General features: G+C 71.9%; 29 protein-coding genes and 1 riboswitch. Of the genes, 19 read left to right on the forward strand and 10 right to left on the reverse strand.

Annotated elements, in window-relative coordinates; genetic code table 11:
* Window positions 1-87 precede the first annotated feature (87 nt).
* The 5 genes from HEP85_RS06760 to HEP85_RS06780 all read right to left on the reverse strand — a co-directional run bounded on the left by HEP85_RS06760 (window position 88) and on the right by HEP85_RS06780 (window position 3,836).
* On the reverse strand, window positions 88-762 hold the full coding sequence (locus HEP85_RS06760; protein WP_329285998.1) for an urease accessory UreF family protein: 675 nt from the start codon (window positions 760-762) through the stop codon (window positions 88-90).
* Window positions 762-2,483, reverse strand: a complete 1,722-nt coding sequence (locus tag HEP85_RS06765; protein WP_168526982.1) for an urease subunit alpha — start codon at window positions 2,481-2,483, stop codon at window positions 762-764. Before HEP85_RS06765 ends, HEP85_RS06760 begins: the two co-directional genes overlap by 1 nt.
* A complete protein-coding gene (locus tag HEP85_RS06770) occupies window positions 2,476-2,787 on the reverse strand; it encodes an urease subunit beta (protein WP_168526983.1) in 312 nt (103 codons plus the stop codon). The genes HEP85_RS06765 and HEP85_RS06770 overlap by 8 nt, the downstream gene beginning before the upstream one ends.
* 16 nt (window positions 2,788-2,803) lie before the next feature.
* A complete protein-coding gene (locus tag HEP85_RS06775; protein ID WP_101408483.1) occupies window positions 2,804-3,106 on the reverse strand; it encodes an urease subunit gamma in 303 nt (100 codons plus the stop codon).
* Between the two features lie 451 nt (window positions 3,107-3,557).
* Window positions 3,558-3,836: a type II toxin-antitoxin system Phd/YefM family antitoxin gene (locus HEP85_RS06780; protein ID WP_168526984.1), complete on the reverse strand. Its 279-nt coding sequence runs from the start codon at window positions 3,834-3,836 to the stop codon at window positions 3,558-3,560.
* Between the two features lie 295 nt (window positions 3,837-4,131).
* Here HEP85_RS06780 and HEP85_RS06785 point away from each other — a divergent pair, with 295 nt between their 5' ends.
* The 3 genes from HEP85_RS06785 (at window position 4,132) to HEP85_RS06795 (ending at window position 6,109) form a co-directional block, all read left to right on the forward strand.
* Window positions 4,132-4,788: an ATP-dependent Clp protease proteolytic subunit gene (locus tag HEP85_RS06785; protein WP_168526985.1), complete on the forward strand. Its 657-nt coding sequence runs from the start codon at window positions 4,132-4,134 to the stop codon at window positions 4,786-4,788.
* 7 nt (window positions 4,789-4,795) lie between these two features.
* The gene (locus HEP85_RS06790; RefSeq protein WP_168526986.1) at window positions 4,796-5,101 is read left to right on the forward strand and encodes a hypothetical protein; all 306 of its coding nucleotides are present in this window, start codon (window positions 4,796-4,798) and stop codon (window positions 5,099-5,101) included.
* A gap of 367 nt (window positions 5,102-5,468) precedes the next feature.
* A riboswitch (cyclic di-AMP (ydaO/yuaA leader) is annotated at window positions 5,469-5,632 on the forward strand.
* A gap of 3 nt (window positions 5,633-5,635) precedes the next feature.
* Window positions 5,636-6,109, forward strand: a complete 474-nt coding sequence (locus HEP85_RS06795; protein WP_168526987.1) for a C40 family peptidase — start codon at window positions 5,636-5,638, stop codon at window positions 6,107-6,109.
* Window positions 6,110-6,169: 60 nt separating this feature from the next.
* On the opposite strand, the gene HEP85_RS06800 is transcribed toward HEP85_RS06795, so the two are convergent.
* Window positions 6,170-6,841, reverse strand: coding sequence for a LysE family translocator (locus HEP85_RS06800; RefSeq protein WP_168526988.1), 672 nt, complete (start codon window positions 6,839-6,841; stop codon window positions 6,170-6,172).
* A gap of 118 nt (window positions 6,842-6,959) precedes the next feature.
* On the opposite strand from HEP85_RS06800, the gene HEP85_RS06805 reads away from it, so the two are divergent.
* The gene (locus HEP85_RS06805) at window positions 6,960-7,871 is read left to right on the forward strand and encodes a LysR family transcriptional regulator (protein WP_168526989.1); all 912 of its coding nucleotides are present in this window, start codon (window positions 6,960-6,962) and stop codon (window positions 7,869-7,871) included.
* A gap of 35 nt (window positions 7,872-7,906) precedes the next feature.
* Here the strand turns inward: HEP85_RS06805 and HEP85_RS06810 are convergent, their stop codons facing one another.
* Window positions 7,907-8,365, reverse strand: a complete 459-nt coding sequence (locus HEP85_RS06810; protein WP_329286014.1) for an ATP-binding protein — start codon at window positions 8,363-8,365, stop codon at window positions 7,907-7,909.
* A gap of 212 nt (window positions 8,366-8,577) precedes the next feature.
* Here HEP85_RS06810 and HEP85_RS06815 point away from each other — a divergent pair, with 212 nt between their 5' ends.
* Both HEP85_RS06815 and HEP85_RS06820 read left to right on the forward strand, forming a co-directional pair.
* Window positions 8,578-9,435: a helix-turn-helix transcriptional regulator gene (locus tag HEP85_RS06815; RefSeq protein ID WP_168526991.1), complete on the forward strand. Its 858-nt coding sequence runs from the start codon at window positions 8,578-8,580 to the stop codon at window positions 9,433-9,435.
* A 12-nt stretch (window positions 9,436-9,447) separates the two neighbouring features.
* The gene (locus HEP85_RS06820; protein WP_168526992.1) at window positions 9,448-9,672 is read left to right on the forward strand and encodes a DUF397 domain-containing protein; all 225 of its coding nucleotides are present in this window, start codon (window positions 9,448-9,450) and stop codon (window positions 9,670-9,672) included.
* A gap of 12 nt (window positions 9,673-9,684) precedes the next feature.
* Here HEP85_RS06820 and HEP85_RS06825 read toward each other — a convergent pair whose 3' ends face one another.
* Window positions 9,685-10,818, reverse strand: coding sequence for an 8-amino-7-oxononanoate synthase (locus tag HEP85_RS06825; RefSeq protein ID WP_329286020.1), 1,134 nt, complete (start codon window positions 10,816-10,818; stop codon window positions 9,685-9,687).
* Between the two features lie 163 nt (window positions 10,819-10,981).
* Here HEP85_RS06825 and bioB point away from each other — a divergent pair, with 163 nt between their 5' ends.
* From bioB to HEP85_RS06845, 4 genes are all read left to right on the forward strand, one after another.
* Window positions 10,982-12,199 carry a biotin synthase BioB gene (bioB, locus tag HEP85_RS06830; RefSeq protein ID WP_168526993.1) on the forward strand — a complete coding sequence of 406 codons (1,218 nt, stop codon included), beginning with the start codon at window positions 10,982-10,984 and terminating at the stop codon, window positions 12,197-12,199.
* Entirely contained in the window at window positions 12,192-13,472 is a 1,281-nt protein-coding gene (locus tag HEP85_RS06835; RefSeq protein ID WP_168526994.1) for an adenosylmethionine--8-amino-7-oxononanoate transaminase, read from the forward strand. The genes bioB and HEP85_RS06835 overlap by 8 nt, the downstream gene beginning before the upstream one ends.
* Before the next feature lies 1 nt (window position 13,473).
* Entirely contained in the window at window positions 13,474-14,184 is a 711-nt protein-coding gene (gene bioD / locus HEP85_RS06840) for a dethiobiotin synthase (RefSeq protein ID WP_365768233.1), read from the forward strand.
* A gap of 74 nt (window positions 14,185-14,258) precedes the next feature.
* Entirely contained in the window at window positions 14,259-14,957 is a 699-nt protein-coding gene (locus HEP85_RS06845; RefSeq protein WP_168526996.1) for a class I SAM-dependent methyltransferase, read from the forward strand.
* A 44-nt stretch (window positions 14,958-15,001) separates the two neighbouring features.
* Here HEP85_RS06845 and HEP85_RS06850 read toward each other — a convergent pair whose 3' ends face one another.
* The gene (locus HEP85_RS06850; RefSeq protein WP_168526997.1) at window positions 15,002-15,376 is read right to left on the reverse strand and encodes a fic family toxin-antitoxin system, toxin component; all 375 of its coding nucleotides are present in this window, start codon (window positions 15,374-15,376) and stop codon (window positions 15,002-15,004) included.
* A 4-nt stretch (window positions 15,377-15,380) separates the two neighbouring features.
* A complete protein-coding gene (locus HEP85_RS06855) occupies window positions 15,381-15,644 on the reverse strand; it encodes a toxin-antitoxin system HicB family antitoxin (RefSeq protein ID WP_168526998.1) in 264 nt (87 codons plus the stop codon).
* Window positions 15,645-15,792: 148 nt separating this feature from the next.
* On the opposite strand from HEP85_RS06855, the gene HEP85_RS06860 reads away from it, so the two are divergent.
* The 9 genes from HEP85_RS06860 (at window position 15,793) to mug (ending at window position 26,599) form a co-directional block, all read left to right on the forward strand.
* On the forward strand, window positions 15,793-16,773 hold the full coding sequence (locus tag HEP85_RS06860) for an ABC transporter ATP-binding protein (protein ID WP_248001859.1): 981 nt from the start codon (window positions 15,793-15,795) through the stop codon (window positions 16,771-16,773).
* 7 nt (window positions 16,774-16,780) lie between these two features.
* The gene (locus HEP85_RS06865) at window positions 16,781-19,348 is read left to right on the forward strand and encodes an ABC transporter permease (protein WP_168526999.1); all 2,568 of its coding nucleotides are present in this window, start codon (window positions 16,781-16,783) and stop codon (window positions 19,346-19,348) included.
* A gap of 59 nt (window positions 19,349-19,407) precedes the next feature.
* Window positions 19,408-20,298, forward strand: coding sequence for an LLM class F420-dependent oxidoreductase (locus HEP85_RS06870; protein WP_168527000.1), 891 nt, complete (start codon window positions 19,408-19,410; stop codon window positions 20,296-20,298).
* A 208-nt stretch (window positions 20,299-20,506) separates the two neighbouring features.
* Window positions 20,507-20,932, forward strand: a complete 426-nt coding sequence (locus HEP85_RS06875; protein ID WP_168527001.1) for a GNAT family N-acetyltransferase — start codon at window positions 20,507-20,509, stop codon at window positions 20,930-20,932.
* A gap of 205 nt (window positions 20,933-21,137) precedes the next feature.
* Complete coding sequence (locus HEP85_RS06880; protein ID WP_168527002.1) at window positions 21,138-22,466, forward strand: hemolysin family protein; 1,329 nt, start codon at window positions 21,138-21,140, stop codon at window positions 22,464-22,466.
* Window positions 22,463-23,476 carry a hemolysin family protein gene (locus HEP85_RS06885; RefSeq protein WP_168527003.1) on the forward strand — a complete coding sequence of 338 codons (1,014 nt, stop codon included), beginning with the start codon at window positions 22,463-22,465 and terminating at the stop codon, window positions 23,474-23,476. The genes HEP85_RS06880 and HEP85_RS06885 overlap by 4 nt, the downstream gene beginning before the upstream one ends.
* A gap of 165 nt (window positions 23,477-23,641) precedes the next feature.
* On the forward strand, window positions 23,642-24,424 hold the full coding sequence (locus HEP85_RS06890) for an SGNH/GDSL hydrolase family protein (RefSeq protein WP_168527004.1): 783 nt from the start codon (window positions 23,642-23,644) through the stop codon (window positions 24,422-24,424).
* 178 nt (window positions 24,425-24,602) lie between these two features.
* Window positions 24,603-26,045: an adenylosuccinate lyase gene (gene purB, locus HEP85_RS06895; protein ID WP_168527005.1), complete on the forward strand. Its 1,443-nt coding sequence runs from the start codon at window positions 24,603-24,605 to the stop codon at window positions 26,043-26,045.
* Complete coding sequence (mug, locus tag HEP85_RS06900) at window positions 26,042-26,599, forward strand: G/U mismatch-specific DNA glycosylase (protein ID WP_168533397.1); 558 nt, start codon at window positions 26,042-26,044, stop codon at window positions 26,597-26,599. Before purB ends, mug begins: the two co-directional genes overlap by 4 nt.
* The last annotated feature ends 49 nt before the right edge of the window (window positions 26,600-26,648 follow it).

Below are 26,648 nucleotides of genomic sequence, written 5' to 3' on the forward strand. Positions count from 1 at the left end.
CGGCGTTTGAGGACGAGCCCTTGGGGCGAACGGGGGTCCGGGGGCGGAGCCCCCGGGGCCAGACCACCAACGCCCACCCCGAACCCCCTACGACGCGAACAACCGCACAGCCCAAGCGGCATGCGCCTCCGCACTGATCTCCAGCAACGGAGCACCCCCCGCGGGCAACGCGTCGACGCCGTCGGCCACCACGCGCCGCGCCGCCTCGGCCGCCCGCTGAGCGACCCGGTCCAACTCCGGCGCCAGCCGGGCCAGTACCGCCGTGGCGTCGAAGGGGTCCAGGCTGAGCAGCCGCACGGTCGCCGTCGCCGGCCCGCTGACACTCTCGTACGCGGAGCAGTACGCGGCGTCCTCTGGCCCCAGTCCGGCGCCTCTGGCAGCCACCCCGAGCACCACGGGCTGGTGCGCTCCCTTGGGGAACTCCCTTGCCAGCGCGTCGAGTTCCTCGGACGGCCAGGCCGCTCGCGCCGCCCGCATCAACTGCCGTCCGAGCCGTCGCGCGGCCCCGCGCAGGGCGGGCGACGGCGTCCGGGCGTCCGCTGCCGCGTCCAGCGCCACCGGGTCGACGCCGAGCGCCGCCGCCGCGGCGAGGGCGGCCGACACCAGCCCCGTCGTGTGCAACCGCCCGCGGCAGAAGTCCTCCAGGCTCGCCGCCCCGCTGATCCGCCCGGCCTTGACGGCCGCCTCGGCCCCGCCGGAGTGGGCGTGCCCTCCGGCGGGGAAGCGGCCGTCCGCCAGGACGAGAAGTGCCGCGCGGGACATCAGAAGAGGAAGTAACGCTGGGCCATGGGCAGTTCCGCGGCCGGTGTCGCCTCGACCAGCTCTCCGTCGATGTGCACGGCGAAACTGTCGGGATCGACCCGTACGCGCGGCCGGGCGTCGTTCTCCCGCATGTCGGCCTTGGTCACCCCCCGGGTCGAGTCGATGGCCATGAACCTCTTGCTCAGCGAGAGCCGCTCCGGCAGCCCGTCCTCGATCGCGAGCGGTGCCACGAAGTTGAACGAGTTCGCGGCGGGCGCCCGTCCGATCGCCCCGAACATCGGCCGGGGCAGAATCGGCTGCGGCGTCGGAATGGACGCGTTGGCGTCGCCCATCTGCGCGTACGCGATCTGTCCGCCCTTGATGACGAGGTGCGGCTTGACGCCGAAGAACGCGGGCTCCCACAGCACGAGGTCGGCGAGCTTGCCGGTCTCGACGGAGCCGATCTCGCGGGCGAGTCCCTGCGCGAGCGCCGGGTTGATCGTGTATTTGGCGACATAGCGACGTACACGGTGGTTGTCCGCGTGTCCGTCGCCCGGCAGGGCCCCGCGCCGCCGCTTCATCACATGGGCCGTCTGCCAGGTCCGCAGGATGACCTCGCCGACCCGGCCCATCGCCTGCGAGTCGGAGGAGATGATCGAGATCGCGCCGAGATCGTGCAGGATGTCCTCGGCTCCGATGGTGGACGGCCGGATACGTGACTCGGCGAAGGCCAGGTCCTCGGGAACGGCCGCGTTGAGGTGGTGGCAGACCATCAGCATGTCGAGGTGTTCCTCGGCGGTGTTGACGGTGTACGGCCGGGTCGGGTTGGTGGAGCTGGGCAGCACGTGCGGCTCGGAGACCACCGTCATGATGTCCGGCGCGTGCCCGCCGCCGGCACCCTCGGTGTGGTACGCGTGGATGCCGCGCCCACCGATCGCGGCGAGCGTGTCACCGACGAACCCCGCCTCGTTCAGCGTGTCGGTGTGGATGGCGACCTGGATGCCGGTGCGGTCGGCCACGGTCAGCGCGGCGTCGATGACGGCGGGCGTGGAGCCCCAGTCCTCGTGCAGCTTCAGTCCGAGTGCGCCGCCGCGGATCTGCGAGAGCATCGCGTCGTGCGAGACGGTGTTGCCCTTGCCGAGCAGTCCGAAGTTGAGCGGATACCCCTCCATCGACTCCAGCATCCGGGCCAGATGCCAGGGGCCGGGAGTGACGGTGGTGGCCTTGGAACCCTCGGCGGGACCGGTGCCGCCGCCCACCAGGGTCGTGATGCCGGAGGCGAGTGCCTCGTCGGCGATCTGGGGGCAGATCAGGTGGACGTGCGCGTCGATGGCGCCCGCGGTGACGATCCGTCCGTTGCCCGCGATGATCTCGGTCTCAGGGCCGATGACGAGGTCGGGGTGGACGCCGTCCATGGTGTCGGGGTTGCCGGCCTTGCCGATGCCGGTGATCCGGCCGTCGCGGATGCCCAGGTCGGCCTTGACGATCCCCCAGTGGTCGATGATCACCGCGCCCGTGATGACGGTGTCCGGAGTGCCCTCCGCGCGCGTGGCGCGCGACTGGCCCATGGACTCCCGGATGACCTTGCCACCGCCGAACACGGCCTCGTCACCGGCGCGCCCCGGGCCGCCGGAGCGGTCCTCCTCGATCTCGACGAGCAGGTCGGTGTCGGCGAGGCGGATACGGTCGCCGGTGGTGGGGCCGAACAGATCGGCGTACGCGCCGCGGGAGAGATCAGGCATCGAGGGCACCTCCGGTCTCGCCGCGCAGGCCGGGTACGACACGGGCACCGGCGAGCGGTACGAGTTCGACGTCGACGGGGATCCCCGGCTCGAAGCGCACGGCGGTCCCGGCGGCGACGTTGAGCCGCTTGCCGCGCGCGGCGGCGCGGTCGAACTCCAGGCCGGGGTTGGCCTCGGCGAAGTGGTAGTGGGAGCCGACCTGGACGGGCCGGTCGGCGGCGTTGAGGACGGTCAGCCGGGTGACTTCGCGGCCTTCGTTGAAAGTGACGGGTCCCTCGGCGAAGAGGATCTCTCCGGGAATCACGGTGTTCGCTCCCCCGTCAGACGATCGGGTCGTGGACGGTGACGAGTTTGGTGCCGTCCGGGAAGGTCGCCTCGACCTGGACGTCGTGGATCATTTCGGGGATGCCCTCCATGACGTCGTCGCGGGTGAGGATCTTGCGTCCGGAGGACATCAGCTCGGCCACGGTGCGGCCGTCCCGGGCGCCTTCGAGGATGTGCGACGTGATGAGGGCGACGGCCTCGGGGTGGTTCAGTCTCAGTCCGCGGGCCCGGCGCTTCTCGGCCACGTCGGCGGCCACGTGGATCAGCAGCCTCTCTTGCTCGTGCGGGGTCAGTTGCACGGCGTCCCACCTCACAGTCCTCGCTCCGGACCGTGCGGGGTCCGGTGGCCGCAGCCACCAAAACCCCTGGTGGCATGGATGCGCACGCTAGTTGGCCGTCGTTTCGTGGACGTTAACCGGCCTGTGGTCCACATCCGCCGACGCGTGGGGCGACCCCCGGACCCTCCCGGGGTCCGGTGACCGGTGGACCCCGACGATCTTCACTCGAAGCGCGCGCACCTCGGCGGAGCGGCGCGCCGGGTCACGGCCGGCGCCGGGCCGCTCGGTATTCCGGGTTCCGGCCCGCCCCTCGACGAGCGGACGGCCGCCTCGGGGGCCCGCCCGGCCCGCCGCGGACATCCTCCGGAGCCGGGACCGTATACGGCGCGCCCCTCGGCCCGCACGGATCGACACCGCGTACGGCGCACGGTGTACGGCTGTCGGCCGGCGTGCGCCGCCGATCGCCCTTCCTCTACGAGAGGTTGGGTCCCTGGTGCTCCGCGGCGATACCGAAGCGCTGGCGCTCCCGCGGCGCGGACGTGGCCTCGCGGACGCGGGAGAGGGAGCTGACCACCTGCTCCCCGGCGGGCTCCCGGAGCTCTTCGAGCCGCTCCAGGTCGGCGGCGGAGACGAGGGCGACGAGAGGCTTCCCGTGACGCGTCACGACGACACGCTCGCCCCCGTACACCACCCGGTTGATCAGGTCGGCGAGCTCAGCCCTGGCTTGCGTCACCGGAATCTCGTAGGCCATGCCCACCAGCTTAGACCGGACCCCTGACACTCCCCCGAAACGGACGATGTCCACCGGTTCCGCCGAAAGCGACGTCCCGCACCGCCACGCCCCATCCCGCGTCCGGCCCGGATCGCCGGTTCCGCGTCCGGTCGGGATCGCCGGCGTCGTACCCACGGAGCATCTCCCTCCTCTTCTCCCCTGTTCTCCGCCGGGTTTTTCGCTGTCGGCCGATTCCCTCGACATGATCTGTACGTCCTGTACATTTTTTACAGAGAGCGACACACAGCGGAGTCGCCCGGAGGAGGCGCCAGGCATGTACGAACCGTCCGCCCACCACGTCCTGCCCGAGTTCACCGAACGCTCGACCACCGGACACCGGACCCTCGACCCGTACTCCAAACTGCTCGACGAGCGCATCGTGTTCCTCGGGACAGCGATCGACGACACGTCGGCGAACGACGTGATGGCCCAGTTCATGCACCTCGAACACGCGGCGCCGGAGCGGGACATCTCGCTCTACGTCAACTCCCCGGGCGGCTCGTTCACCGCGATGACGGCGATCTACGACACGATGCGGTTCGTCGCCTGCGACGTGGAGACCGTATGCCTGGGGCAAGCCACGTCGGTCGCCGCCGTCCTGCTGGCCGGCGGCACTCCGGGCAAGCGGTTCGCCCTGCCGGGCGCACGGGTGTTGATCCGTCAGCCCTCGCTGCCCGGACCGGTTCAGGGCCAGGCGAGCGATCTGGCCCTCCAGGCAGCGGAGTTGACCCGCACTCGGAAGCTGCTGGAGGACATGCTCGTACGGCACACGGGGCAAAATCCCGAACAAGTCGCCGCCGACATCGAGCGGGACACGATTCTGGACGCGCAGGCCGCGCTGGCTTACGGGCTGGTGGACGGGATCATCCCGAGCCGCAAGAACTCGCGCACCGCGCCCGGTGCGAGGAACGCCACACCCGACGCGAGGTGATCCGCCGATGGTGCCCGAACTGCCTCCACTGCCCGCACTGACGCACGCCGAGGCCGAGCTGATAGACCGCTACCTCGACGTGGTCGACCTGGTCGGCCGCATCAACCCGGCCCGGCCGGGAGACACCTATCGCGGGCTGCGCGCCGCCCAGGCACTCGTGGGCAAGGCGACCGCACTGCGCGACGCCCTGGCCCTGATGCACCAGCGGGGCGAGAGCGAGGTGCACGCGCCGACCCTGGCGCAGGCCCTGCGCGTCCTCGACGGCGAGCGGCGGGCCGCCCGCGTCACCCTGCCGCCCGACTCGCGCAGTTGAGGCATCCAGGGCCGGGCCGCCGCTCACGGCGATCCGCGGAGCGCTCGGCCCGGGTTTCAAACGGACCAGTCGACGTACCCCCCAACGGCGTAGACGCGCGTCCTTTCGGGTGGCCCCGAAAGTTGCGCAACACGCGTAGCCAAAAGGCGGAATGAAACCTTCCGGTGCTGGTAAGAGCGTTGCCGGCGTCCCCAACACCCCTCGAACAGAGGAGTGTCCACCCGAACGGGTGAGTGGTGAGTAACCCCACAAATCATCGGTTCCGCTCGGATTTTCCGACATCCATGCGTGAAGATCCCTTCCGACGACAAGCCCCCGCCACACCGGCGGGGCGGTCCGGGCGGACGCCGAGTCCTGCCGCCGCCCGGATGACCGGTCGACAGATGTGCATCGGCAGGAGTGGAGGACCCAGCAAGACGGGCCGCCGGAGAGATCCGGGCGGTCCTTGGGGTGAAGCCGCGCAAGCGGCCGGGCTACTTCGCCAGCCCGAATCCGACAGGTCATCCTTCACAGGCGGTTGACGAAGGGTTGCGCATGACTGCGCTCAATCGTGTCCCGTCGCTGCTGACCCGGGCCGGTACGGCCTCGGCTCTGACCATCGCCGCCGTGGGCGGCAGCCTGGTGGTCCCGGGCGTCGCAGCCGACGCCGAGGCGGCCACACCGGCGACGAGGGCACTCCAGGTCGCGGCATCCAAGAAGGGCGCTCCGTACAGTTACGGTGCCACCGGACCGCGCCGCTTCGACTGCTCCGGGCTCACGCTGTACTCGTACAAGAAGGCGGGCAAGAAGCTGCCTCGTACGGCCGCGGGGCAGTACAACAAGAGCCACCACATCTCCGCCTCGCACCGCAAGGCCGGTGACCTCGTGTTCTTCCACTCGGGCCGGAACGTGTACCACGTCGGCATCTACGCCGGGAAGGGAAAGATCTGGCACTCCCCGAAGAGCGGGGAGGTCGTGAAGCTCCAGAAGATCTGGACGAAGAGCGTCTGGTACGGCCGGGTGAGCTGACCCGACCGAGGGGCGGCGGCGCCGGGCCGCCGCCCCTCGCGGCACGAACCCTGGAGGCTCTCAGGCCGTCAGGGGCTCCAGGAGGAGCACCAGGCCGAGCACCGTGAGCGCGCTCCCGGTGACCGCCTCCACGGCGCGGGCGGCACGCGGCCTGCGCAGCCACCGGCCGAGCCGGTCGACCAGCAGGGCGACCGCCGGGAACCACACCAGGGCGACGGCCACCACGATCAGGGCCAGCACCAGGGTGCGGGGCATCGCGGGGCTGCCCGCGGGCACGAACTGCGGCAGCAGGCTCAGGAAGGTGATCGGCGCCTTCGGGTTGAGCGCGTTGGTGACGAAGCCCTGCCGCAGCGGACGGCTCCCGTCCCCAGGGCCGGCGGCCACGGCCTCGCCGGACAGCGTCCCGCCGGACACCACCGGGCGCTCCCGGCCCGGCTCCGGGTCCCGCTGCCGTCGCAGACCGTCCAGCGTCCGTACCCCCAGGTACAGCACGTAGGCGCCGCCGAGGAGCTGCAGCGTCCGGAACAGCGCGGGCACGGCCGCGAGGACGGCGGCCACACCGGCGACGGCCAGCGTCGTGTGCAGGAGAAGCCCGCCCGCGACCCCGAGCGCGCACGCCACCCCGGCCCGGCGGGAGACGAGCGCGTTGCGCACGACGACGGTGAAGTCCGCGCCGGGCATGGCGACCATTCCCGCGGCCACTCCGGTGAAGGCGATGAGCTGTGCGTCCATGCCCACCAGGGTGCCCGGGTCAGGCCTTCAGCAGGTATGTCGAATATCCTGGGTCTGCCTTAAGCAATCGTTTAGACCTGGGCTCCCCCGCGGCGCCCCGGACCTGGGGAGCCGTTCGATGTACGACCCGACACGGCTGGCGGCCCTGGTGGCGGTGGCCGAGGCGGGATCCATCACCCGGGCGGCCGAACGCCTCGGTTACAGCCCACCCGCCCTCTCCCAGCAGCTCGCCAAGCTGGAACGGGAGGCGGGCGCGTCCCTGCTGGTGCGGTCCCACCGCGGGGCGCGGCTCACGGACGCGGGCGAGCTGCTCGTGGCACGGGCCCGCCGGGTGCTCGACGAGATGGAGCGGGCCCGGCACGAACTGGCCCGCCTGACCGGCCTGTCGGGCGGTACCCTGCGGCTCGGCACCTTCCAGACGGCGGGCATCCATCTGCTGCCGCCGGTGCTCAGCGCCTTCCGCCGGGCCCACCCCGACGTGGAACTCACGGTCGCGAACTACGAGCCCCCGGACGGTGTCTCGGCGGTCGCGGCGGGCGAGGTGGATCTCGCGCTGACGCACACCTACGAGCCCGCGGACCCGGTGCCCCTCCCCTCGTCGGTACACGCGGAGCCGGTGCTGGTCGAGGAGCTGGTGCTCGTGACCGCTCCAGGACATGTCCTCGCGGACGGTGCGGCCCGGCTGCCGCTTTCCGGACTTGCCGGACAGCCGCTGATCAGCATGGCTCCGGACCATCCGCCCCGGCAGGGTGTGGAGGCCGCGCTGGCCCGGGTCGGGGCCACCCCGGCCGTGCGGGTCGAGAGCCCCGGGTACGCCCTGGTGTGCGCGCTGGTCAGTGCGGGGCTCGGGGTCGCGGTGGTGCCGGAGATGGTGGCCAGGACGGCGGCGACCCCGGTGGGGCTGCGGCTGCTGGAACCGGGAGATCTGCGCCGTACGATCTCCGTCGTCCACCGGACCGACCGGCAGGCACCCGCGGCCGAGGCCTTCCGGGCCCTGCTGCGCGGTGTGTTCGGGCGTGCCACGCGGTAGCGACGCGCGGCGGGGTGCGGCAACTGATCGTTTCCTCAGGGCTCTTGCGGGCCGCCGGCCACCACCGGCCGGGCCGGCACCGTCCACGGCAACTCGATGGAGACCGTCTTGCCGCCCTCCCGGGTGGGGCGTACGAGAACCCTGCCGCCGCACTCGGCGGTCAGCCAACGGATGATCACCATCCCGCGGCCGTTGTCCTGTTGGACGGCGGCGGGCAGACGTTTCGGGAAGCGCGGATGGCTGTCGGTGACGCCGATGCGCAGTTGTTCGTCCCGGTCGAGCCGGACGTCCACGGTGAAGGTGGGCGACTGACCGAAGGTGTGCTGGACGGCGTTGGTGGCTAGTTCGGACACGATCAGGCGTACGGAGTCCGCGACTTCGGCGTCGCACGGCAGGCCCCATTCGGCCAGCACGTCGATGACGAAATTCCGGGCCGCGGAGACCGAGGCGGGATCGCTCGGCAGAGTGACGGATGCTTCCTGGTGATCTGCCATGACGACGTCGTCCCTTTCCCACGGGACCGGAGTCCGACACGGAGCGGATGGTTCGAGTACGGTCCCGGACTGGTGCTTCGCGCCAGACTGCCATCACTGGGCCGGTCACGGGCACGATCCACCGAGATATGCATATATCTGTCGCTCGAAGCGGTGAACTCTGCGACGGCAGACCGTATTTGGGCGGCTCGGAAGGAGTAAGGAGTACGGCCATGCAGCACGGTCCCGCGGTACGCCGCCGCAAACTCGGTGCCGAACTGCGCGCGCTGCGCGCCGGTGCGGGCCTCACCAGTGGTGAGGCGGCCCGTCTCGTCGGCTGGCATCAGTCGAAGGTGAGCCGGATCGAGACGGGGATCAGCGGGGTGAAACCGGCCGACGTGGAGCGCCTCCTGGACGCGTACGGGGTGGGGGAACCCGGGTTACGGGAGCTCCTGCTCGGACTGGCCGGATCCGAGGGCAATGGGCGTCACCACTGGTGGCACGCCTATCGGGGGGTCCTGCCGCCCGCCTACCGGGACTTCATCAGTCTGGAGTCCCAGGCCAGCGGTATGCGCACGCTGGAGACGTCCGTGGTGCCGGGGCTGCTCCAGACGCCGGAGTACGCCCGCGCGGTGACGCGGGCGGCCGTGGGCGGACTCGAGGACGACAAACTGGACGCGCTCGTCGAGGTGCGCCTCGCCCGGCAGGACGTCCTGCGTTCGGATCCGCCGCTGGAGCTGACCGCGGTCCTTGACGAGGCCGTGCTGCGTCGCGAGGTCGGCGGACCCGAGGTCATGGCCCGGCAGCTGGCCCGGCTGCGGGAGGCTGCGGCTCTCCCCCAAGTACGCCTTCAAGTGCTGCCGTTCGGCGCCGGCGCGCACGCCGGAGTGACCGGACCTTTCGTTATTTTCTCATTTCCGAACACAACTGATCTGGACGTGGTTGTTCTCGACCACTTGACGAGTAGCCTCTACCTCGAGCGGAAAGAAGACCTTCAGGCCTACACCGAGGTCTTCAACACCCTTCGGTTCCACGCCCTTTCACCCGAGGACTCGTTGGACTACATCGCCGCGACAGGTGACGGCGCGTAAGGAGGCACCCCCATGACCGCACTGCCTCGGTACGTACCTCTCAGTACTTCACTCCCTGATGTCCGCTGGCTGCGCAGCAGTCGCAGTACAGGAATGAACAACTGCGTCGAGACCGCCCGACCGGGCCCGGGCCCCTGGGCCGGACTCGTCGCGGTGCGCGACTCCAAGAACGAGGCGGGCCCCGCCCTGCTGTTCACCCCTGCCAGCTGGGAGGGGTTCATCGCCGGACTGGACTGACCGCCGCCTCGTTCACCGGTTCTCCGAGACCACCCGTACGGCCTGCTCGATCTGGGCGTCGGTGAGATCCGCGCGGGCGGTCAGCCGCAGCCGGGAGATGCCGTCGGGCACGGACGGGGGGCGGAAGCAGCCGACGGCGAGCCCCGCCTCCCGGCAGTCCGCCGCCCACCTCACGGCCCGCTCGGGGGACGGCGCGCGCACGGAGACCACGGCGGCGTCCGGCCGTACGGCCTCCAGGCCCTCGGCGGTCAGCCGGGTGTGCAGCGCCGTCGCCACCGCGCGGGCCCGGTCGGCGCGCGCCGGCTCGCGGCGCAGCAGTCCGAGCGCCGCGAGGGCCGCGCCCGCCGCGGCCGGCGCCAGACCGGTGTCGAAGATGAAGGTGCGCGCCGCGTTGACCAGGTGGTCGATGACCGGTGCGGGCCCCAGGACGGCGCCGCCCTGGCTGCCGAACGACTTGGAGAGGGTGACGGTCACGACGACGTCCGGAGCGCCGGCGAGCCCCGCGGCGTGCGGAGCGCCCCGGCCGCCCCTGCCCAGCACCCCGAGGCCGTGCGCGTCGTCGACGAGCAGCGCCGCCCCGTGTGCGCGGCAGACCGTGGCCAGCCCGGCCAGCGGTGCCGCGTCGCCGTCCACCGAGAAGACCGTGTCGGAGACGACGACGGCGGGGCCCTCGTGCGTCCCGAGCGCCTTGCCCACGGCGTCGGGGTCGGCGTGGGCGACGACCTGCGTGGCGCCCCGGGCGAGCCGGCAGCCGTCGATGAGCGAGGCGTGGTTGCCCGCGTCCGAGACGACGAGCGAGCCGTGCGGCGCGAGCGCGGTGACCGCGGCGAGATTGGCCGCGTACCCGGAGGAGAAGACGAGCGCGGCCTCGAAACCACAGAAGTCGGCGAGTTCGCGTTCGAGTTCGGCGTGAAGTCCGGTAGTGCCGGACACGAGCCGCGATCCGGTGGCACCCGCTCCCCAGCGGTGGGCCGCGGCCGCGGCGGCGGCCGTGATCTCGGGGTGGCGGGCGAGTCCGAGATAGTCGTTGCTCGCCAGATCGAGCAGGGCCGAGTCGGCGGGGCGCGGGCGCAGGGTGCGGACGAGTCCGGCCTGTCGGCGCTGGTGCGCCTGCTCGTCGATCCATGCGAACGGCGATCCGGCCATGCTGGCGCCTCCGGGCCCTGAGGGTGGTGGTTTTGTAGGCAGTGCACAGACCCTAGCGGGACGGCCCGCCACCCAGGATGTGGCAATACCCACACGTCGAACCGACTCTGTTGTGCGATCTCTCCTTGGCCGCACCCGCTCGGATACGTCAGGATCGGATCTCATGGACCTGCTGAACACGCTGGTGGACAAGGGGCTTCGGCGCGAGCTGCCGACCCGTGACGAGGCGCTGGCCGTGCTGGCCACGTCCGACGACGACGTGCTCGACGTGGTGGCCGCGGCCGGCAAAGTCCGCCGGCACTGGTTCGGCCGTCGAGTGAAACTCAATTATCTGGTCAACCTGAAGTCCGGGCTGTGTCCCGAGGACTGCTCGTACTGCTCGCAGCGGCTCGGCTCCAAGGCCGAGATCCTCAAGTACAGCTGGCTCAAGCCCGACCAGGCCTCGCAGGCCGCGGCGGCGGGGCTGGCCGGGGGCGCCAAGCGGGTCTGTCTGGTGGCCAGCGGCCGCGGTCCGTCCGACCGCGACGTGGACCGGGTCTCCGACACCATCAAGGCGATCAAGGACCAGCACGAGAACGTCGAGGTGTGCGCCTGCCTGGGCCTGCTCTCCGACGGTCAGGCCGAGCGGCTGCGCGAGGCGGGCGCGGACGCCTACAACCACAACCTCAACACGTCCGAGGGGACGTACGGGGACATCACGACCACGCACACGTACGCCGACCGGGTGGACACCGTGCAGAAGGCGCACGCGGCCGGTCTGTCCGCCTGTTCCGGTCTGATCGCGGGCATGGGCGAGAGCGACGAGGACCTCGTGGACGTCGTCTACGCGCTGCGCGAGCTCGATCCCGACTCCGTTCCGGTGAACTTCCTGATCCCCTTCGAGGGAACCCCGCTCGCCAAGGAGTGGAACCTGACACCCCAGCGGTGTCTGCGCATCCTGGCGATGGTCCGCTTCGTCTGCCCGGACGCCGAGGTCCGTATCGCGGGCGGCCGTGAGGTCCATCTGCGCACGATGCAGCCGCTCGCCCTCAACCTGGCCAACTCGATCTTCCTCGGCGACTACCTGACGAGCGAGGGCCAGGCGGGCAAGGCCGACCTGGAGATGATCGCGGACGCCGGGTTCGAGGTGGAGGGCGCGGGCGAGGTGACGCTGCCGGAGCACCGGGCGACGGCGGGCGCGGGCTGCGGCGCGCACGCGGACTCCGGCTGCGGGTCCCACGAGGGCGGTGGCTGTGGGTCCCACGAGGGCGGTGGGTGCGGGTCGCACGCGGGGGGCGGTGTGTGCGGTTCGGCTCCGGTCGAGGTGCCCGCCGAGGCGCGTACGGATCTGGTCGCCGTGCGCCGCCGAGGTGCCGGAACGGATCTCGCGCCCAATGCCTGACCTGTCCCTGCGGGAACTGCTCGATCTGGACCGGCGCCACGTCTGGCATCCGTACGGGCCGATGCCGGGCCGGCAGGAACCGCTCGTCGTGGAGTCGGCGAGCGGGGTGCGGCTGCGGATGGCGGACGGCTCCGGCGATCTGGTCGACGGGATGTCGTCCTGGTGGTCGGCCATCCACGGCTACAACCACCCGGTGCTGAACGACGCGGCGCGCGGCCAGTTGGAGCGGATGAGCCATGTGATGTTCGGCGGGCTCACGCACGAGCCCGCCGTGCGGCTGGCCAAGCGTCTGGTCGACATCACCCCCGAGGGACTGGAGCACGTGTTCCTCGCCGACTCCGGTTCGGTCTCGGTCGAGGTCGCCGTCAAGATGTGCCTCCAGCACTGGCGTTCGCTCGGCCGCCCGGCCAAGCGGCGGCTGCTCACCTGGCGGGGTGGCTACCACGGGGACACCTGGCAGCCGATGTCGGTGTGCGACCCCGAGGGCGGGATGCACGAGCTGTGGCAGGGCGTGCTGCACCGCCAGGTGTTCGCCGACGCCCCGCCGGCCGGATACGAGGAGTCGTACGCCGCGCACCTGCGCGAGCTGATCGGGCGCCACGCAGACGAGCTGGCGGCGGTGATCGTGGAGCCGGTGGTGCAGGGAGCGGGCGGCATGCGCTTCCACTCCCCCGCGTATCTGCGGGTGCTCCGGGAGGCGTGCGACGCGCACGACGTGTTGCTGGTGTTCGACGAGATCGCGACCGGCTTCGGCCGTACGGGCACGCTCTTCGCGGCGGAACACGCGGGCGTGACGCCGGACGTGATGTGTGTGGGCAAGGCGCTGACCGGCGGTTACCTGACCATGGCGGCGACACTGTGCACGGCCCGGGTGGCCGAGGGCATCTCGCGCGGCGAGGTCCCGGTGCTCGCGCACGGCCCGACGTTCATGGGCAATCCGCTCGCCGCCGCGGTGGCCTGCGCCTCGATCGACCTGCTGCTCGGGCAGGACTGGCAGACCGAGGTCAAGCGGATCGAGGCGGGACTGCGGGAGGGGCTGGCGGAGGCCTCCTCGATGCCGGGGGTCCGGGACGTACGCGTGCTGGGCGCGATCGGTGTCGTCCAGCTCGACCACGAGGTGGACATGTCGGCGGCGACGGCCGCCGCCGTGCGCGAGGGCGTGTGGCTGCGGCCGTTCCGCGACCTCGTCTACACGATGCCGCCGTACGTCACCGGTGACGAGGACGTGACACGGATCGCCCGCGCGGTCCGCGCGGCGGCGCGGGAAGGATGACATGACGATCCTGGTGATCACGGGGACGGGCACGGAGGTGGGCAAGACGGTCACGACGGCCGCCGTCGCCGCCGCCGCCGTCGCCGCCGGACGGTCCGTGGCCGTCCTCAAGCCCGCGCAGACGGGGGTGGGTCCGCACGAGTGCGGGGACGCCGACGAGGTGGCCCGGCTCGCCGGGACCGTGACCACGCTCGAACTCGGCCGTTACCCCGAGCCCCTGGCCCCCGCCACGGCCGCGCGGCGGGCCCGGCTGGCTCCGGTGCGGCCCCGGGAGGTGGCGGAGGCGGCGGCCAAGCTGGCCACCGAGCACGACCTCGTGCTGATCGAGGGGGCGGGCGGTCTGCTCGTCCGCTTCGACGACGAGGGCGGCACGCTGGCGGACGTGGCGACGCTGCTGGACGCGCCGGTGCTGCTCGTCGTGGCGGCGGGGCTCGGCACACTCAACACGACCGAGCTGACCGCGCGTGAGATCCGGCGCCGGGGACTGGACCTGGCCGGGCTCGTCATCGGCAGCTGGCCCGACTCCGCGGACCTGGCGTCCCGTTGCAACCTCGCGGACCTGCCGGTGGTGGCCGAAGCGCCGCTGCTGGGCGCGCTGCCCGCGGGGGCCGGCGCCCGGCCGCCCGCCGAGTTCCGCGCCGGGGCGCCGGGTTGGCTGGCACCGGCACTGGGCGGCACCTGGGACGCGGACACCTTCGCCGGGTCCTGTTGAGAGGTCGCCGAAGGGTGTGACGGACCTCCTCGGGGGACAATCACGGTAGGTCCCGTCCTCCTGGGAGGTCCGTCATGGCGTTCAGGTCGGCCGACTCCGGCAAGGTGCCACGGGATCCGGTGCACCACCCGCTGTTCGCCCGCTACTACGCCCGCGTCAGCGTGGCCGCCGAGACCCGGATGGGCATGGGCGGCGTGCGCGACCGGCTGCTCTCGGGTCTCTCCGGCCGGGTCATCGAGATCGGCGCGGGCAACGGTCTGAACTTCGCGCACTATCCGGGTGCCGTCTCGGAGGTCGTCGCGATCGAACCGGAGCGGCGGCTGCGGCAGTCGGCCGTTCAGGCGGCGCTGCGCGCGGAGGTCCCGGTCGACGTGGCGCCGGGCGTGGCGGAGGCGCTGCCGGTCAAGAGCGAGGCCTTCGACGCGGCGGTGGTCTCGCTGGTGCTGTGCAGCGTGCGCGATGTGCCGCGGGCCCTGGCGGAGCTTCGGCGCGTGCTGCGGCCCGGTGGCACCCTGCGGTTCTTCGAGCACGGCACGGGTGGCGGACGCGTGATGGCGGCCGCCCAGCGCGGCCTGGACCGTACGGTGTGGCCGCGGCTCAACGGCGGCTGCCATCTGGCCCGTGACCCGGTCGCCGCGCTGCGGGCCGCCGGGTTCGAACTCGGCCCGTACCGGCGGCTGCTGATGCCCGAGAAGGGGCCGCGGCTGCCCACCTCGTACTGTGTGCTGGGCTCCGCGCGCCGGCCCGACGTCCTGGAGACCGGGACGTCATAGAGACCGGCGTGTACAGAGGCAGGCGTGTCACATCGGCCGGCACGTCACAGGCTCCACTGGCGCAGTTCCTGTGCGATGTCGTGCACGGTCGCCTCGCCGCCCTTCACCAGGCGGGCGAGTTCGCGCACCTGCTCGGGGGAGGTGACGACCTTGAGGCCGCTGGCGACGAGATAGGCGTACGCGACGGCGGAGGCGAACATCGCGTTGGAGCGTTCGAGCGCCGGGACGTGCAGCAGGAGCTGGAGCAGCGCGGCGGCGCGGGCGTGCGGACTGTCGTAGACGGGAATGCCGAATATCTCCGCCTCGTGCCGGCTGACGGCGGCGACGAGGGCTCCCCAGTCGGTGACCTGGGGGTCTCCGGGCGTCTTCTGTTCGGCGATCATGAGAAGCCAGGCAAGGTCGACTCTGAGACTGCTCAAGGGATCAACGACGACCTTCGCGGGAGCCTTGGCGGGTGCCTTCACGGGCGCCTTCGCGGTCCGCGCCGAATTCCTCGGCGAAGACGGATTCGTACTGCTTCATGAAGTCGGAGGCGGCGTCGACGAAGGTGTGACCCACCTCCCCGGTGTCCTGTCTGACCAGCTCCTCGATGTAGCGGTTCACGCTCATGCCGCGCGCCAGGGCCCGCTCGCGGGCGGCCCGGGCCGTGCCCTCGTCCACCCGCACGTTCAGTTGGGTCTTCGCCATACTTCGAAGCTAGCGCCGAAGTGCTAGCACCCGCAAGGGCCGGAGGACGGACGGCCCAATAATCCGGAGGGACACCCCCTGTGGGCGGGATCACATTACGCTCGGCCGGGACACGGATGCCGGGACATCGACCACCCAGGAGGCGGCCTTGCCCACATCAGCTGCGGAGCACGCCGTCGGCCAAGGGGACGCCGACGGGATCGCGGCCCGCGCGCGCGGCCTGACGAAGGCGTACGGCTCGGGTGAGACGACCGTCCTCGCCCTCGACTCGGTCGACGTGGCCATCGCGCGCGGCCGCTTCACCGCGGTCATGGGCCCCTCGGGCTCCGGGAAGTCGACGCTGATGCACTGTCTGGCGGGGCTCGACACCGTTTCCGCCGGACAGGTGTGGCTCGGCGACACCGAGATCACGGGGCTCAAGGACCGCGAGCTGACCCGGTTGCGCCGGGACCGGATCGGGTTCATGTTCCAGTCGTTCAACCTGATCCCGACGCTCAGCGCGGCCGAGAACATCACGCTGCCGATGGACATCGCGGGTCAGCGGCCCGACCGGAAGTGGCTCGACCAGGTCATCGACACACTCGGGCTGCGCGACCGGCTCAAGCACCGTCCCGCACAGCTCTCCGGTGGCCAGCAGCAGCGCGTCGCCTGCGCGCGGGCGCTCGCCTCGCGCCCCGAGCTGATCTTCGCGGACGAGCCGACCGGCAATCTCGACTCCCGCGCGGGTCTGGAGGTCCTCGGCTTCCTGCGTGAGGCGGTCGACGATCTCGGCCAGACCGTCGTCATGGTCACACACGATCCCGGCGCGGCGGCCCACTCCGACCTGGTGCTCTTCCTCGCGGACGGACGGATCGTGGACGAGATGGCGCGGCCGACGGCGGAAGCGGTGCTGGAGCGCATGAAACGCTTCGACACGGTCCGGGCGGGCTCCGCGGGCCCCGCACCCGGCGACGCGGACGCCCACCCCCGGAAGGGGGACGCGGGGGTCGTACCTCCCCAGGCGGGCGCCGACCGCGCGGCACCCCCCAAGACGGACTCCGGGGCGGACTCCGGGACGGACTCCGCGGCGGACTCCGGCGGGGTGACGGCCGACGGCGGCACCGGCCACGTATCCCACGACAAGGACTGAGGCGGCCGTGCTCAAGGCGACTCTGCGCAGCTTCCTCGCCCACAAGGGGCGGCTGCTCCTCTCCGCGCTGGCCGTCGTGCTGTCCGTGGCGTTCGTCGCCGGCAGCCTGATCTTCTCGGACACGGTCACCCGTACCTTCGACCGGCTCTTCGCCTCCACCTCGGCGGATGTGACCGTGTCGCCCAGGAACGACCTCGACTCACAGATCCCGACCGGCGCCACCCCGACCCTGCCCGCCTCGCTCGCGGACCGGCTGGCGAAGGTCGACGGCGTCGCGGCCGCCCATGTCGACGCGGCCGTCGAGAACCTCACCATCGTCGACCGCGGGAACGAGTCGGTCGGGCCGACCTCCGGCGCACCGACCATCGCCACCAACTGGCAGCCCAGCGAACGCAGTCCGGTGAAGCTGACCTCCGGCCACGCTCCGCACGGCGCCGACGAGGCGCTGCTCGACGCGGACACCGCCGACCGCAAGCACGTCCGCATGGGCGACACCCTGACGGTGCAGGCGCAACCCGGCACGTTCGAGGTGCGGATCGTCGGCATCGCCACCTTCACCACCACCAACCCCGGTGCCGCGCTGCTGTTCCTCGACACCCCGACCGCGCAGACCAGGCTGCTGGGCAGCACCGCCGCCGCCACGAGCATCTCGCTGGACGCGGCGCCCGGCGTCGACGACGCCGTGCTCAAGCAGCACGTCGCGGCCGAACTCGGCACGAAGACGTACGACTTGAAGACGGCCGACGAACAGGCCAAGGACGCCGCCGCACAACTCGGCGGCTTCCTGGACGTCATCAAGTACGTGATGCTCGGCTTCGCCGGGATCGCCGTGCTCGTCGGTGTCTTCCTCATCGTCAACACCTTCTCGATGCTCATCGCCCAACGCACGCGCGAGCTGGGCCTGTTGCGTGCGCTGGGCGCCGACCGGCGGCAGGTGCGGCGGTCCGTGCTGACCGAGGCGCTGCTGCTCGGACTGGTCGGCTCGACGCTCGGTCTGGCCGCGGGGATCGGGCTCGCCCTCGGGCTGATCAAACTGATGACCGCGTTCGGGATGAACCTGAAGTCGACCGAGATGGTGATCGGTTGGGGGACCCCCGTCGCGTCGTACGTCGTCGGGGTGGGCGTCACCTTCGTGGCGGCGTACCTCCCCGCCCGCCGCGCGGCCGGGGTCTCCCCGATGGCGGCCCTCGCGGACGCCGAGGTCGCGGGACTGGGAAGGCCGTTGCGCGTGCGGGGGGTCGCGGGCTCGGTCGTGGGGCTGGCGGGCGTCGCCGCGCTCGGCGGGTGCGTCGCGGCGTCGAAGACCTCGACGGCCGGCTCGCTGCTGGGACTCGGGGTCGTACTGACCCTCGTGGCGACGGTGATCGCGGGCCCGCTCCTGGTCCGACCGGTGATCAAGGTTCTGGGCGGGGCCTTCCCGGCGCTGTTCGGGTCGGTCGGCCGGATGAGCCAGCGCAACGCGCTGCGCAATCCCCGGCGCACCGGTGCCACCGCGTCCGCCCTGATGGTGGGCCTGGCCCTGGTCGGCGGGATGTCCGTGGCGAGCGCCTCCATGAGCAAGTCCTTCGACCAGCAGATCGACAAGACGCTGGGCGCCGACTTCGTCATCCAGAACAGCAACTTCGTGCCGTTCTCGCCGGAGGTCACCGACAGGGTGCGGGGCACGGACGGCGTCGCTCTCGTCGTCCGCCAGCGGTTCACCCCGGTCGCGGTGCGGCTGCCGGACGGCAAGCGGATCGAGACGACCGCCGCGGGCTACGATCCACAGCTCGACGACGTCGCCCATCTCACCTATGCCCAGGGGGACACCGCGGCGGCGCTGGGCGCGGGGCATCTCGCCATGGACGCGAAGTTCGCGCGCGAGCACGGCGTTCGGGTGGGCAGCACCGTCCCCGTCGAGTTCCCCGCCGGGCGGCACGCCGAGCTGACGGTGGCCGCGCTCACCGACCAGGAGTCCGCCGAGGGGTTCGGCATGCAGGGCGGGCTGTACGCCGGTTTCGGCACGATCGAGAAGTACGTGCCGGGCGGACAGGACTCCACGCTGTACGTGAACGCGGCTGCGGGCACGGGCGCCGACCGGCTGCGCCCCCTGCTGGAGAAGACGCTCGAGCCGTATCCGCAGGTACAGGTGCGCGACCAGGCCGACTACAAGAAGCTGGTCCACGACCAGATCGCGGTACTGCTCTACCTCGTGTACGCGCTGCTCGGACTCGCGATCGTCATCGCGGTGCTCGGTGTGGTCAACACCCTGGCCCTGTCGGTCGTCGAGCGCACCCGGGAGATCGGACTGCTGCGCGCCATCGGCCTCGGCCGCCGCCAGTTGCGCCGGATGATCCGCCTGGAGTCGGTGGTGATCGCCGTGTTCGGCGCGGTCCTCGGTCTCGTGCTGGGGCTGGTCTGGGGCGTCTGTGTACAGCAGGTGCTCGCGCTCCAGGGCCTGACGGCGTTCGCCGTTCCCTGGGCCACCGTCGTCGCGGTGGTGGTGGGTTCGGCCGTCGTGGGCGTCGTCGCGGCACTGCTGCCGGCGCTGCGGGCGTCGCGCATGAACGTGCTGGCGGCGATCGCGCACGAGTGAGATGCGCGGTCCGCTCCGCGCCCCCTTGAGGACAAGTCGCCCGTGAGTGAGGAGAGTTCGTGCCGTCGTCCGCGCGCCCCTTCCGTTTCGGTGTCAACCTGCTCTCCCCCGCGCCCGCCGACGCGTGGCGCGCGAAGTGCCGCCGGGCCGAGGAACTCGGCTACGACGTGATCCTGGTCCCCGACCATCTGGGCATGCCCGCCCCGTTCCCGTCCCTGGTGGCCGCGGCGGCGGCCACCGCACGCCCGCGCCTGGGCACCTTCGTGCTCAACTCCGGCTTCTGGAACCCCACGCTGCTGGCGCGCGAGGTGGCCGGCACGGACGCCCTCACGGGCGGCCGTCTCGAACTCGGGCTCGGTACCGGGTACATCCGGGCGGAACACGACGCGGCGGGCCTCCCCTGGGGCTCGGCGGGAGAGCGTGTCGACCGTCTCCTGCGCACGGTGGAGGAGCTCGACCGGCTCCTCGGTCCGGACGAACACCAGCCGCGGGCCGTGCAGCAGCCCCGCGTGCCTCTGCTGATCGGCGCGAACGGCGACCGGATGCTGCGGCTGGCCGCCGAGCACGCGGACATCGTCGCGTTCACCGGAGCGCGCACCACACCGGGCGGAACGCTGCAACCGCTCACCGCCGAGGAACTCGACGAACGCGTCGCCGTGTACCGGGAACACGCCGCGGGACGCGAGGCACCCGCCGAGTTCAACCTGCTGATCCAGATCGTCGCCGTCACCGACGACCCCCGCGCCGCGGTCCGGCCCTGGCTCCCCCGCCTACCGGGGCTGACCGAGGACCGGGTCCTGGAGCTGCCGATCGTCCTGGTGGGCACGTCGGGGCAGGTGGTGGAGCGGGTGCGGAGGCTGCGGGAGCGGTACGGGTTCTCCTACCTGACGGTGCTGGAGCCGAACATGGAGGTGTTCGCGCCCGTCGTGGAGGCGTTGCGCGGAACGTGACGCGGGCGATCGGCGCGCGGCCGGGGCGTGCCCGCGGCCGTGTTCCTGCGATCCGCCCTCAGGCGTGTCCTGTGACCTGTCCTCAGGCATGTCCCGCGACCTGTCCTCGAGGCGTGTGCAGCGACCTGCCCCCGGGGCCGTCCGGATCATGGCATCCCAGATCGTGGAATTCCGGGTCGCCCCTGGGGGCGCGTGATGGGATCGGCGCATGACCGACCTGATCATCCGGCCCGCGACGCCCGAGGACCTCGACACCGTGCTGGCCTTCTGGAAGGCCGCCGCCGAGGGCACGAGCATCAGTGACGACCGGGACGGCGTGGAGCGGCTGGTCGCCCGTGACCCCGAGGCGCTGATCCTCGCCGAGCGGGAGGGAGAACTCGTGGGGACGGTGATCGCGGGCTTCGACGGCTGGCGCTGCCATCTGTACCGGCTGGCGGTCCATCCCGGGCGGCGGCGGCTCGGGATCGGCTCGGCGCTGCTCGCCGCGGCCGAGGAACGGTTCGTACGGCTCGGGGGGCGGCGCGGGGACGCGATGGTGCTGCGCCGGAACGAGACCGCGCAGCATGCGTGGCGGGCGGCCGGGTACGCGCCGGAGGAGGCATGGCGACGGTGGGTGAAACCGCTCACCGGCTAGGCCCCGCCCCGCCGGAGACGGCTCTTTGCCCATCCTTTACCATTGGAGGATCGTCAGATCACCACTTCCTCCAATGGCTGCGTCGGCTCGGCCGACCCGGTCGGTTCAGTGAAAGGTGTGAGCGTCCGCCCATGGGCGAACCTCCCGGTACCCGACATCGCGCGATCCCCCCGACCCTGGCCGATCATGGGACGGAGGTGACCCGATGACCGAAGTACTCCTCCTGCTGGTGGCGGTACTGCTCTCGCTGGCCTGCGGCGCCTTCGTCGCGGCGGAGTTCTCGCTGACCACGGTCGAGCGCAGCGAGCTGGAGCGTGCCGTCGAACGCGGCGAGCGCGGCGCCGCGGGCGCCCTCAAGGCCGTGCGGAACCTCACCTTCCAGCTCTCCGGCGCCCAGCTCGGCATCACCGTCACCAATCTGGTCGTCGGCATGCTCTCCGAGTCGTCGATCGCCAAGCTCCTCGCCGGGCCTCTGAAGTCGGCCGGGATCTCCCCCTCCGCGTCGATGTCGGTGGCCCTGGTCATCGGTACGGCGCTGTCGACCCTCTTCCTGATGGTCGTCGGCGAACTGGTGCCCAAGAACTGGGCGATCTCCGCGCCGCTCGCCATGGCCAGGCGGGTGGCGACGCCACAGCGCTGGTTCAGCGCCGCGTTCCGTCCGTTCATCACGCACCTCAACAACACCGCGAACCGTGTCGTACGCCGTTTCGGCCTCGAACCCGCCGAGGAGCTGGCCTCCGCGCGCGGGCCCCAGGAGCTGGTGGCCCTCGCCCGGCACTCCGCCAAGCAGGGCGCCCTGGAGGCGGACACCGCGGAGCTGTTCGTGCGCACACTGAACCTCGCCGACCTGTCCGCGGAGAACGTGATGACCCCGCGCGTCCAGGTCATCGCGCTGGACATCCAGGCGACCTGCGAGGACGTGGCGAACGCGACGCGGGCGACCGGCCTGTCCCGCTTCCCGGTGCACCGCGGCAGTCTCGACGCCGTCGTCGGCATCGCGCACATCAAGGACGTCCTGGCACTGCCCGCCGAGCGCAGGGTCCGCACCCCCGTCTCCCAGATCATGCGCGAGCCGCTGTTCGTACCGGAGTCGCTGACCGTCGACCGGCTGCTCGACCGGCTCTCCGGCAAGCGCACCATGGCCGTCGTCATCGACGAGTACGGCGGCACGGCCGGGGTCGCCACCCTGGAGGACATCGTCGAGGAGGTCGTCGGCGAGGTCCGCGACGAGCACGACCCCCACGAGACCCCCGGCCTGGCCCCGGCCGACGCCGACAGCGAGGGGCGCAGCCTGTACTCGGCCGACGGGGCGGCCCGCACGGACCAGCTGGCCCGCCTCGGGCTGCGTGTCCCGGACGGCCCGTACGAGACGCTGGCCGGCTTCCTCGCGACCGAACTCGGCCGCATCCCGGCCGTCGGGGACAGCGTCGAGGTCGCCGGGTGGCAGCTCCAGGTGGTGGACGCCTCGGGGCGGCGGGCCGCACGGGTGCTGCTGCACGCACCGCTCGACCAGCACGAGGAAGGGACGCGATGACCGCCGTACAACTGCTGATCGGCCTGGCGACACTGGTCGTGAACGCCTTCTTCGTGGGCGCCGAGTTCGCGCTGATCTCGGTGCGCCGCAGCCAGATCGAGCCCCATGCCGAGCGGGGCGACCGCAGGGCGAGCAGTGTGCTGTGGGGTCTGGAGCACGTGTCCGCGCTGCTGGCGGCCGCGCAGCTGGGCATCACCCTGTGCACGCTGGTCCTCGGTATCGTGGCCGAGCCCGCGATCGCGCACCTGCTTGAGCCGGTGTTCCACGCCGCGGGTGTGTCGCAGGGCGCGGGTCACGCGGTCTCGTTCGTGATCGCGCTCACCCTGGCGACGTATCTGCACATGCTGTTCGGCGAGATGGTCCCGAAGAACATCGCGCTCGCGGAGCCGGTGCGCACCGCGCTGGTGCTCGGGCCGCCCCTGGTCGGGCTCTCCCGCGCCCTGCGCCCGGTGATCTTCACCGTCAACGCCTTCGCCAACGGCCTGCTGGCACTGCTGCGGGTCGAGACGAGGGACGAGGTCGCGGCGGCCTTCTCCGACGACGAACTGGCCCGGCTGGTCAAGGACTCCGGAGCGGCCGGGCTCATCGACGACCGTGCCCAGGAGCGGCTGCACGACGTCCTGGAGCTCGGGCGCCGGCCCGTGCGCGACGTCGTCCTCCCGCTGGAGGGCGTCGTGTACGCGAGTGTGGGCGTCACCCCCGAGGGGCTGGAGCGGCTGTCCGCCGAGTCCGGGTTCTCGCGCTTCCCGGTGGTGGACGAGGGGCGCCACATCGTCGGCTATCTGCACGTCAAGGACGCGCTGGACGCGGTACCGCGCGACGTGCCGTTCCAGGTGCGGGACATGCGGCCCATCGCGCGGGTCCGGGAGAGCACCCCGCTGGACGACGTGCTCACCGCGATGCGGCGCAGCCGGACGCATCTCGCGGCGGTCATGGGCGGCGACGGACGTCTCTCGGGGCTGGTGACGATGGAGGACGTGCTGCGGGAGCTGTTCGGTCAGGCGGTGTGACGCATCGGCCGGTCGGTGCGGGGCGGCCGAGGCGGGGGGCACGTCGTACGCCGGGCGCCGCGCGACGGACGCCGGCCGCTGCACGGCGGGCTCTCACGCCGGGCCCCGCACCGCGGAGGCCCGACCGACCGACGAGTATGCGCGCGGGTTAACATCTTTTCCGCCATGCAGACGAATGCCACCTACACCAGTCTTGTCGCGGTCGGCGACTCCTTCACCGAGGGCATGTCGGACCTGTTGCCCGACGGCACGTACCGCGGCTGGGCGGACATCCTGGCCGGCCGGATGGCCGCGCTGACCCCCGGCTTCCGCTATGCCAACCTCGCGGTGCGCGGCAAGCTCATCGGGCAGATCGTCGCCGAGCAGGTGGACGTGGCGGTCGCGATGCGGCCCGACGTGATCACCCTGGTCGGCGGCCTCAACGACACCCTGCGCCCCAAGGTCGACATGGGGCGGGTCCGCGGACTGCTGGAGGAGGCCGTGGAGCGGCTCGCCCCCGCCTGCGAGCAGCTCGTCCTGATGCGCAGCCCGGGCCGCAACGGCCCGGTGCTCGAACGGTTCCGGCCGCGCATGGAGGAGCTCTTCGGCTTCGTCGACGACCTGGCGAAGCGGCACGGTGCGCTCGTCGTCGACCTGTACGGGGCGCCGTCGCTCTCCGATCCCCGGATGTGGGACGTGGACCGGCTGCACCTGACGGCCGACGGGCACCGCAGGGTCGCCGAGGCCGTCTGGCAGACACTCGGCCTCGCGGCGGAGGACCCCGACTGGCACGCGCCGGTGCCGCCCACGGCGCCGCCCGGCTGGACGGCCCGCCGCACCGCCGACGTCCGCTTCGCCAGGCAGCACCTGCTGCCGTGGATAGGCCGACGGCTCACGGGCCGCTCGTCGGGCGACGGACGCCCGGCCAAACGGCCGGAGCTGCTGCCGTACGAGGGTCCGCTGGGGTAGGCGTTCCGTTCCGTCGCCGTACGGAGGTCCGCCGGCGCAGCGGTACCCGTGCCGGCCTCGCGGAGCCGGCCGACGCCGGCGACAGCACGCGGTCCGCGCGGCCCGGGGCGCTTTCGTAGCTTCCTCCGACAAACCCCCCGGCGCTGGCCTGCAGGAATCGCCAGTAGAATCCGTACACGTGACTGCCGCGCCCGCAAAGCCCCGTATCCCCAACGTCCTCGCCGGACGCTACGCCTCCGCCGAGCTCGCCACGCTCTGGTCCCCCGAGCAGAAGGTGAGGCTGGAGCGTCAGCTCTGGCTCGCCGTGCTGCGGGCGCAGAAGGACCTCGGGATCGAGGTGCCGGACGCCGCCATCGCCGACTACGAGCGGGTCCTCGACCAGGTCGACCTGGCCTCGATCGCCGAGCGCGAGAAGGTCACCCGGCACGACGTGAAGGCGCGGATCGAGGAGTTCAACGACCTCGCCGGGCACGAGCAGGTGCACAAGGGCATGACGTCCCGGGACCTCACCGAGAACGTCGAGCAGCTGCAGATCCGGCTCTCGCTCGAGCTGATGCGCGACCGCACGGTGTCCGTACTGGCGCGGCTCGGCAAGCTCGCGGGCGAGTACGCCGAGCTGGTCATGGCGGGCCGCTCGCACAACGTCGCGGCGCAGGCGACCACCCTCGGCAAGCGTTTCGCGACCGCCGCCGACGAGCTGCTCGTCGCGTACGGCCGGGTCGAGGAGCTGCTCGGCCGCTACCCGCTGCGCGGCATCAAGGGCCCGGTCGGCACGGCGCAGGACATGCTGGACCTGCTGGACGGGGACGCGGCGAAGCTCGCGGACCTGGAGCAGCGCGTCGCCGGACACCTCGGTTTCTCACAGGCCTTCACCTCCGTCGGCCAGGTCTATCCGCGGTCGCTGGACTACGAGGTCGTCACCGCGCTGGTGCAACTGGCGGCCGCCCCGTCGTCGCTGGCCAAGACGATCCGGCTGATGGCCGGGCACGAGCTGGTCACCGAGGGCTTCAAGCCGGGCCAGGTCGGCTCGTCCGCCATGCCGCACAAGATGAACACCCGCTCCTGCGAGCGCGTCAACGGTCTGATGGTCATCCTGCGCGGCTACGCCTCGATGACCGGCGAGCTGGCGGGCGACCAGTGGAACGAGGGCGACGTCTCCTGCTCGGTGGTGCGCCGGGTCGCGCTGCCCGACGCGTTCTTCGCGCTCGACGGTCTGCTGGAGACCTTCCTCACCGTTCTCGACGAGTTCGGCGCGTTCCCCGCCGTCGTCGCCCGCGAGCTCGACCGCTACCTGCCGTTCCTCGCCACCACCAAGGTCCTGATGGGGGCGGTGCGGGCCGGCGTCGGCCGCGAGGTCGCACACGAGGCGATCAAGGAGAACGCGGTCGCCTCCGCACTCGCGATGCGCGAGCAGGGCGCCGAACGCAACGAGCTGCTGGACAAACTCGCCGCGGACGAACGCATCCCGCTCGACCGCGCGCAGCTCGGCGACCTGATGGCCGACAAGCTGTCCTTCACGGGCGCCGCCGCCGACCAGGTCGCCGCCGTCGTCGCCCGTGTCGAGGAGATCGTGAAGCAGCACCCGGAGGCCGCGGGCTACACGCCGAGGGCGATCCTCTGACGCGGCTGACCCCCGCGGACCTGGAGGCCGCCCGCGACCGGCTCGTGCCGGATGTCGTCGCGGACGGCCTCGACGTTCTGTTCTGCGGTATCAACCCCGGTCTGATGACGGCCGCCACGGGCCATCATTTCGCGCGACCCGGCAACCGGTTCTGGCCGGTGCTCCACCTGTCGGGCTTCACACCCCGCCTGTTGAAGCCCTCGGAACAGGACGAACTGCTGTCGTACGGGCTCGGCATCACCAACGTGGTGGCGCGGGCGACGGCGCGGGCCGACGAGCTGACCCCGGACGAGTACCGGGAGGGCGGCCGGCTGCTCGTCGCGAAGGTGGAGCGGCTGCGGCCGCGCCGGCTCGCGGTGGTGGGGGTGACCGCGTACAGGTCGGCGTTCGGCGAACGCCGGGCGGCGATCGGCCCGCAGGAGCGCGTGATCGGGTCCAGCCGGGTGTGGGTGCTGCCGAATCCCAGTGGGCTCAACGCGCACTGGACGGCCGCGACGATGGCGGAGGAGTTCGGACGCCTGCGGTCGGCCGCCGCCGGGGACCGGCGCGGTTAGCTCGCCGGATCACGCGTCCCGGCGGCGTCAGCCCGCCGCGTCACGCGCC

The organism is Streptomyces sp. RPA4-2, from assembly GCF_012273515.2.
GTDB lineage: Bacteria > Actinomycetota > Actinomycetes > Streptomycetales > Streptomycetaceae > Streptomyces > Streptomyces kaempferi.

Excerpts from the sequence above, each read along its gene's own strand:
- HEP85_RS06760 (WP_329285998.1), bottom strand. The coding sequence starts at position 762 with ATGTCCCGCGCGGCACTTCTCGTCCTGGCGGACGGCCGCTTCCCCGCC.
- HEP85_RS06765 (WP_168526982.1), bottom strand. The coding sequence starts at position 2,483 with ATGCCTGATCTCTCCCGCGGCGCGTACGCCGATCTGTTCGGCCCCACC.
- HEP85_RS06780 (WP_168526984.1), bottom strand. The coding sequence starts at position 3,836 with ATGGCCTACGAGATTCCGGTGACGCAAGCCAGGGCTGAGCTCGCCGAC.
- HEP85_RS06785 (WP_168526985.1), top strand. The coding sequence starts at position 4,132 with ATGTACGAACCGTCCGCCCACCACGTCCTGCCCGAGTTCACCGAACGC.
- HEP85_RS06790 (WP_168526986.1), top strand. The coding sequence starts at position 4,796 with ATGGTGCCCGAACTGCCTCCACTGCCCGCACTGACGCACGCCGAGGCC.
- HEP85_RS06795 (WP_168526987.1), top strand. The coding sequence starts at position 5,636 with ATGACTGCGCTCAATCGTGTCCCGTCGCTGCTGACCCGGGCCGGTACG.
- HEP85_RS06800 (WP_168526988.1), bottom strand. The coding sequence starts at position 6,841 with ATGGACGCACAGCTCATCGCCTTCACCGGAGTGGCCGCGGGAATGGTC.
- HEP85_RS06805 (WP_168526989.1), top strand. The coding sequence starts at position 6,960 with ATGTACGACCCGACACGGCTGGCGGCCCTGGTGGCGGTGGCCGAGGCG.
- HEP85_RS06810 (WP_329286014.1), bottom strand. The coding sequence starts at position 8,365 with ATGGCAGATCACCAGGAAGCATCCGTCACTCTGCCGAGCGATCCCGCC.
- HEP85_RS06815 (WP_168526991.1), top strand. The coding sequence starts at position 8,578 with ATGCAGCACGGTCCCGCGGTACGCCGCCGCAAACTCGGTGCCGAACTG.
- HEP85_RS06820 (WP_168526992.1), top strand. The coding sequence starts at position 9,448 with ATGACCGCACTGCCTCGGTACGTACCTCTCAGTACTTCACTCCCTGAT.
- HEP85_RS06825 (WP_329286020.1), bottom strand. The coding sequence starts at position 10,818 with ATGGCCGGATCGCCGTTCGCATGGATCGACGAGCAGGCGCACCAGCGC.
- bioB (WP_168526993.1), top strand. The coding sequence starts at position 10,982 with ATGGACCTGCTGAACACGCTGGTGGACAAGGGGCTTCGGCGCGAGCTG.
- HEP85_RS06835 (WP_168526994.1), top strand. The coding sequence starts at position 12,192 with ATGCCTGACCTGTCCCTGCGGGAACTGCTCGATCTGGACCGGCGCCAC.
- bioD (WP_365768233.1), top strand. The coding sequence starts at position 13,474 with ATGACGATCCTGGTGATCACGGGGACGGGCACGGAGGTGGGCAAGACG.
- HEP85_RS06845 (WP_168526996.1), top strand. The coding sequence starts at position 14,259 with ATGGCGTTCAGGTCGGCCGACTCCGGCAAGGTGCCACGGGATCCGGTG.
- HEP85_RS06855 (WP_168526998.1), bottom strand. The coding sequence starts at position 15,644 with ATGGCGAAGACCCAACTGAACGTGCGGGTGGACGAGGGCACGGCCCGG.
- HEP85_RS06875 (WP_168527001.1), top strand. The coding sequence starts at position 20,507 with ATGACCGACCTGATCATCCGGCCCGCGACGCCCGAGGACCTCGACACC.
- HEP85_RS06880 (WP_168527002.1), top strand. The coding sequence starts at position 21,138 with ATGACCGAAGTACTCCTCCTGCTGGTGGCGGTACTGCTCTCGCTGGCC.
- HEP85_RS06885 (WP_168527003.1), top strand. The coding sequence starts at position 22,463 with ATGACCGCCGTACAACTGCTGATCGGCCTGGCGACACTGGTCGTGAAC.
- HEP85_RS06890 (WP_168527004.1), top strand. The coding sequence starts at position 23,642 with ATGCAGACGAATGCCACCTACACCAGTCTTGTCGCGGTCGGCGACTCC.